Source organism: Gammaproteobacteria bacterium (assembly GCA_028817255.1).
Taxonomy (GTDB): Bacteria; Pseudomonadota; Gammaproteobacteria; order Porifericomitales; family Porifericomitaceae; genus Porifericomes; species Porifericomes azotivorans.
The window spans coordinates 1-4,839 of record JAPPQA010000065.1; the positions used below are offsets into that span (position 1 = coordinate 1).

Annotated in this window: 5 protein-coding genes, 1 tRNA gene and 1 pseudogene; 3 read left to right on the forward strand and 4 right to left on the reverse strand. The window is 67.1% G+C overall.

Annotated elements, in window-relative coordinates:
- Nucleotides 1-189 precede the first annotated feature (189 nt).
- The 3 genes and pseudogenes from OXU43_03145 (at nucleotide 190) to OXU43_03155 (ending at nucleotide 1,506) form a co-directional block, all read left to right on the forward strand.
- Nucleotides 190-579 (forward strand): annotated as a pseudogene (locus tag OXU43_03145) (transcriptional repressor).
- A gap of 76 nt (nucleotides 580-655) precedes the next feature.
- Nucleotides 656-728: transfer RNA gene (locus tag OXU43_03150), tRNA-Thr, on the forward strand.
- A gap of 40 nt (nucleotides 729-768) precedes the next feature.
- Nucleotides 769-1,506 (forward strand): hypothetical protein, encoded by a 738-nt coding sequence (locus OXU43_03155; GenBank protein ID MDD9824157.1) that lies wholly within the window; start codon nucleotides 769-771, stop codon nucleotides 1,504-1,506.
- A 132-nt stretch (nucleotides 1,507-1,638) separates the two neighbouring features.
- On the opposite strand, the gene OXU43_03160 is transcribed toward OXU43_03155, so the two are convergent.
- The 4 genes from OXU43_03160 to OXU43_03175 all read right to left on the reverse strand — a co-directional run.
- Nucleotides 1,639-2,262, reverse strand: coding sequence for a phospholipid scramblase-related protein (locus OXU43_03160; GenBank protein ID MDD9824158.1), 624 nt, complete (start codon nucleotides 2,260-2,262; stop codon nucleotides 1,639-1,641).
- Nucleotides 2,263-2,419: 157 nt separating this feature from the next.
- On the reverse strand, nucleotides 2,420-4,123 hold the full coding sequence (locus OXU43_03165) for a Na(+)/H(+) antiporter subunit D (GenBank protein MDD9824159.1): 1,704 nt from the start codon (nucleotides 4,121-4,123) through the stop codon (nucleotides 2,420-2,422).
- Nucleotides 4,110-4,346 (reverse strand): hypothetical protein, encoded by a 237-nt coding sequence (locus OXU43_03170; GenBank protein ID MDD9824160.1) that lies wholly within the window; start codon nucleotides 4,344-4,346, stop codon nucleotides 4,110-4,112. The genes OXU43_03165 and OXU43_03170 overlap by 14 nt, the downstream gene beginning before the upstream one ends.
- On the reverse strand, nucleotides 4,343-4,839 hold a 497-nt coding region (locus tag OXU43_03175), incomplete at its 5' end, for a proton-conducting transporter membrane subunit (protein ID MDD9824161.1). The genes OXU43_03175 and OXU43_03170, both read right to left, overlap by 4 nt.

The following is a 4,839-nucleotide window of genomic DNA, read 5'->3' on the forward strand; positions in this document are numbered from 1 at the left end:
TGCTTCCTTTCCCATAGATTAAGGCGTTCTTCTCCCTCAGTGCCATATGCGCCGGCCCTCGACGGCACTGTGCAGAATTCTCGTGTTTCCGCTATAATAGCGAATAGCGGCATTGCACAAGGGGTTGGGCAAATAGTGTACGAGAGACCGCGGCAGAGAGCGCACCGGGGGGCTGGAGGTTCCGGCGCCATGAACGAGATTGAGAGTCGGCGCCTGTTGCGTCGCCACGGCATTGTCCCCACCGCGCAGCGGGTGCGCATCGCAGCTTTGTTACTGATGCGCCACCGGCACGTAACGGCCGATGGGTTGCGCGCGCAGCTGGCGCTTCGGGGCCAGGCGGTTGCCAAGGCCACCGTGTACAACACCCTGAATCTCTTTACCCACCGGGGTTTGTTGCGGCAGGTGGTGGTTGCGCCGGGGAAGGTCTTTTTCGATTCCAATACCTTCGCGCATCACCATTTTTACAACGAGGATACGGATACCCTGGAGGACTTCGACAGCGGCGGCGTGGCCATCCGAGGGCTGCCGCCGTCGCCGCGGGGCACGGTGGTCGAGCGGGTGGATGTCGTCGTCCGGGTGCGCGGCGCGGCTGGTCCGGTCGCCGGCCAGGGCGAGCGCGGGGTCGAGGTCGAAGCCGAAGAGGAGCGGACACGTGGCCGGGGTAGCTCAACCGGTAGAGCAACGCATTCGTAATGCGTAGGTTGTGGGTTCGAGTCCCTCCTCCGGCATTCGATTCTATGTGCCGCGATTCCGCGCGGAGCAGGGGATATGAACGCTAAGCAAGTGCGGAGACCGCCCGGGGCAAAACCGCCCGGCGCAAAACCGCGCGGGGCGGCAAAGCCTCCCGCCGGGGCGAACCCTCCTGCCAGGAAGCAGGGCGCCTTCTCCAGGGGCTTGCCCCTGGATGCCGTGCTGGCGGTGCGTCTGGCGTCCCGGATCGGCAGGGCCCGCATGGAGAATATAACGGAGCGCCAAGTCGTGTTGTTGCAGGCCGTCCTCGGCGGCGGCGCCGCGGCGCTCTTGCTTGCCGGCGCCTTGTTGTTGAATTTCCTGGCCGGGCTGTTGCTGGTCGGGTTCAGCTTTTTCGGCGAGTTCGCCAAAATCGTGGCGGGTGGGCGGCCGTCCCATCTGGTCCCGCTCTGCAAGGCGGGGGTGCTGGCCGCGGTGTTTATCTGCATGGGGTTGGGGCAAATCTTCAGCCTGGGCGTACTCGCCGTGTTCGTCGGTTTGCTGGCCGGCGTCTTCCTGGCCGCCTATGTGGGCTTCGTCGCCTATATGCAGGACCGGGTGGGGCAGGCGCTGAAGCATAAGTCGGGAGGGAAACCGCCCCGGATGCCTACGCTGTTCGGTTATTCCTGGGACGACTTGCTGTACCTGATGCCTGTTTTCGCCTTGTTCAAGGGCGGCTTAAGCTGGGTGCTGGTTGCGGCGATTGTAGGGGCGCCCCTCGCTGCGCTGCTGGCGGCCTGGCATTACTACCGGTTGGAGCACGCCGACTCCGGGTAGGCCCCGCGGGCGGCAAGCCCGCCTGCGTTCGGGAACTGCGCCGCCCGGGCGCCGCGGAGAAAGGCCGGGCCCCCGGTGACGAGCCTGCCCGCGGTTTGCGCGGCGGAGTTGCCGGTTTTTCCCGGTCTCTTATCAGCCCTCGAAATTGTCCTCGAAATGGACGTAATCAATAAGGAACACCGCGCCCAGGAACACCGCCTTCAATTTGATGTCCCATTGCGCCGGGAATTGGATGCCGAAGTTGTCCGCGTCCGTCCAGGCCTCCTTGGTCAGGCCGCTCCATTTTTTGACGATCTCGCCGTACTCGCGGCTGTTGTCTCTGATCTTGAAGGTCCACGGTTTTAGCAAGGGGCCGAATAACCGGTATTTCTCCCTGCCGGAAACGTCGTACACCGAATAGATGCGGCGCAGTAGCGAGAACTGTTTCTCGACTGCCCCCAGCCGCCGCCCCTTCGCGTCAAAGATATCAACCCGTTGATAGTAGAGGCGGAATGGCCGCACGATTCGTATGGCCGTCTGGGCGTCCTCCGTCATGACGAGCATATTAAAAGGGCGCCTGGATTTCAGCAGCTGGCGCCGGCCCCATTCGCCCATGCCCTTTGCGGAGGGTTGTTCTATGGCCAGGAAAAGCATACGTCCGGCCCCGTCCAGAACGGTGTATTTGTTGCGGGTCTCGTAGAAGTCCGCGAGGGCCTCGAACAATTCCACCTTCTGGCTTACCACGAGGCTGCTGAGTTGTTGCAATTTCTCGAGCATGAAACTCCCCTCCCTGCCGTTGCCGGCAACGCATGCCGTTGTTCCCAATAGTATATAGGGCGCCCTGTTCCGGGCAACGTCGTTGCCTGGCGTCGCCGGCGCGCTCCCGGCCCCGGAACCGCGGCGGATTCTTATGCCCGGGAGCCGCGGCCCCGCTTCATGAGGCCCGCCCCAGGTAGTAGAGGAGCATCAGGGCGGCGAGCGCCGCCAGGGCGCCCAGGGCGGCGGCGCCGCTGGCTGCGTAGCCGTCCCGGACGGCGGCGCGCAACAGGCGGCGGCCCCCGCGCGCGCCGCGCGCCTGCAATGCCGCCAGCGTCCCCGCCAGCGCCCGTTGCGGCACCGAGGCGGCTGCGCCCGCCCGCCGCCAGGCGGCGGGCAACAGGCGCCTGTAGGTCCATTCCGCATCCAGGTTGACGGAAGGCAACTCCGGCGGGTAGAGGCCGGTTTGCCGCAGCCATACGAAGGCCAGGGCCGAAAAGCACAGCAGCTGCAATTGCGCGATGACGTGGCCGGTCTCGTAGGGAGAGTAGCTCACCGGGAAGGGCAGCAGCGCGTACAGCGGCCCCGGGAAGCAGCCGATAAGCACGCAGAGCAGGGCCGCCGCCGCCATGGCGAGCAGCATATTGGCGGGCGGGTCGGCGCCGCGAATCCCGGAATCGTGGCCGAAAAAGGCGAAGAAGGGAATCTTGATCCCGGCATGGTGGAATACCCCCGCCGAGGCGAACAGCAGGGCCAGCCACAGCCACGGATGCCCCCCGGCGAGCACCGCTTCCATGATCAGGGACTTGCTGACGAAACCGTTGAACAGCGGGAAGGCGGAGATGGAAGCGGCCCCGATGACGCACAGGAACGCGGTGCGGGGCATGCTCCGGTACAGCCCGCCCAGCCCGGCGGCGTCGCAGCGCCCCGTGGCTTGCAGCACCGCGCCCATGGACATGAACAGCAGGCCCTTGAACAGCACGTCGTTGCAGGCGTGGGCGACGGCGCCGGCCAGCCCCAGCGCCGCCCCCGTCCCGACCCCGCAGACCATAAAGCCCAGTTGGTTGATCATGCTGTAGGCCAGCACCCGCCGCAGGTCGTTCTCGATCACCGCGTAGAAGATCGGGAAGCAGGCCATGACCACGCCCAGGTAGAGCAGCGGCTCGCTGCCGGGGAAGCCGCGCACCATCGCATAGACCGCGACCTTGGTGGTGAAAATGCACAGGAAAACGGTCCCCGTGGGCGTGGCCTCCGGGTAGGCGTCCGTCAGCCAGTTGTGCAGCAGCGGGAAGGCGCACTTGATGCCGAAGGCGAGGAAGATCAGCCAGCCCGCGGCATCGTCCAGGCCGATGTAGCCGAACCCCGCGTCGCCGGTCGCGCCGATGCGCCAGAGCAAGCCGCTCAGCAGCAGCAGCCCGGACAGCAACTGGGCCGCCAGGTACCGGCAGCCCGCGGTAAAGGCCGCCGGGGTGCGCCGCGCCCAGACCAGGAAGGTCGAACTAAGGGCCATTGCCTCCCAGGCCAGGAACAGGGTTACCAGGTCGCCGGCGCACACCGCCATCAAGGCGCTGCCGATGTAGGCCAGGGCGGCGGCGTGCTGCATTCGGTCGCGCACATGCATGGCGAAGAGCAGGCTCATCAGGGCGGCGCAGTGGAACAGCAGCGCGAAGACGCGGCTAAGCGGGTCGAGCCGGTAGGGAGTGAGCGCGACCCCGAACAGGGAGAACTCCAGCAGCGGCCCCTCCGGGGCGCCGAGCAGGCAGGCGGCGCCCAGCAGGGGAGCGAGCAGCAGCAGCGCCTTGCCGGCGCGCTGCCGCAGCAGAGGCAGCAGGCAGGCGGCGGCAAAGAACCAGAGCCAGGGCGGCAGGCTACTCGCGCTCATAGTAATCCTCGGAACGCATCACCGCCCGCCGCAGCAGCCGGGCCGACAGCACCAGGGCGACGCAGGCGACGAAACCGAACAGGCTGTAGAAGCCCCACAGCCCTTCCCAGGCGTGGCCCCCGTGGCGCCAGCCGCCGAACTCCAGCAGCAGCAGGGCCGCGCATACGGCGTACAGCGCCCGCCGCCCGCGGGCGCCCGTGCCGGGGCGCGGCGCCCCGCTCATCCCGCCGCCCCTGTCGGCGCCCGCACCGCCGTCTCCCACAGGCCGTGCAGCAGGTCGTACAGCGGCTGCGGCAGGAAAAACAGCAGGATGCAGCCGCCCGCGGCGGCCGCGATCCCAATGCGGCAGGGCAGCGGCGCCCTGCCGGTCGCCCTCAGGTCCGCCCCTGCCGCCGGCGCCAGCAGGAAGGCCCGCACCGGCACGGCCAGCAGGTAATAAACGCTGAGCAGGGAGCTGATCGCCATCGCGGCCACCGGCACGTAATACCCCGTTTCCAGGCTGCCGAGCAACAGGAACCATTTGCTCCACATGCCGCCGGTCGGGGGCAGGCCGATGATGCTCAGGCTGCCGATCAGAAAGGCGGCCATGGTCAGCGGCATGCGGCGCCCCAGGCCGCTCAACTCGCTGACGCGGGTCTGGCCGCCGGCCAGCAGGATGGCGCCGGCGCAGAAGAACAGCGTGATCTTGCCGAAGGCGTGGGTGGCGATATGCAGTC

Excerpts from the sequence above, each read along its gene's own strand:
- OXU43_03155 (MDD9824157.1), top strand. The coding sequence starts at position 769 with ATGAACGCTAAGCAAGTGCGGAGACCGCCCGGGGCAAAACCGCCCGGC.
- OXU43_03160 (MDD9824158.1), bottom strand. The coding sequence starts at position 2,262 with ATGCTCGAGAAATTGCAACAACTCAGCAGCCTCGTGGTAAGCCAGAAG.
- OXU43_03165 (MDD9824159.1), bottom strand. The coding sequence starts at position 4,123 with ATGAGCGCGAGTAGCCTGCCGCCCTGGCTCTGGTTCTTTGCCGCCGCC.
- OXU43_03170 (MDD9824160.1), bottom strand. The coding sequence starts at position 4,346 with ATGAGCGGGGCGCCGCGCCCCGGCACGGGCGCCCGCGGGCGGCGGGCG.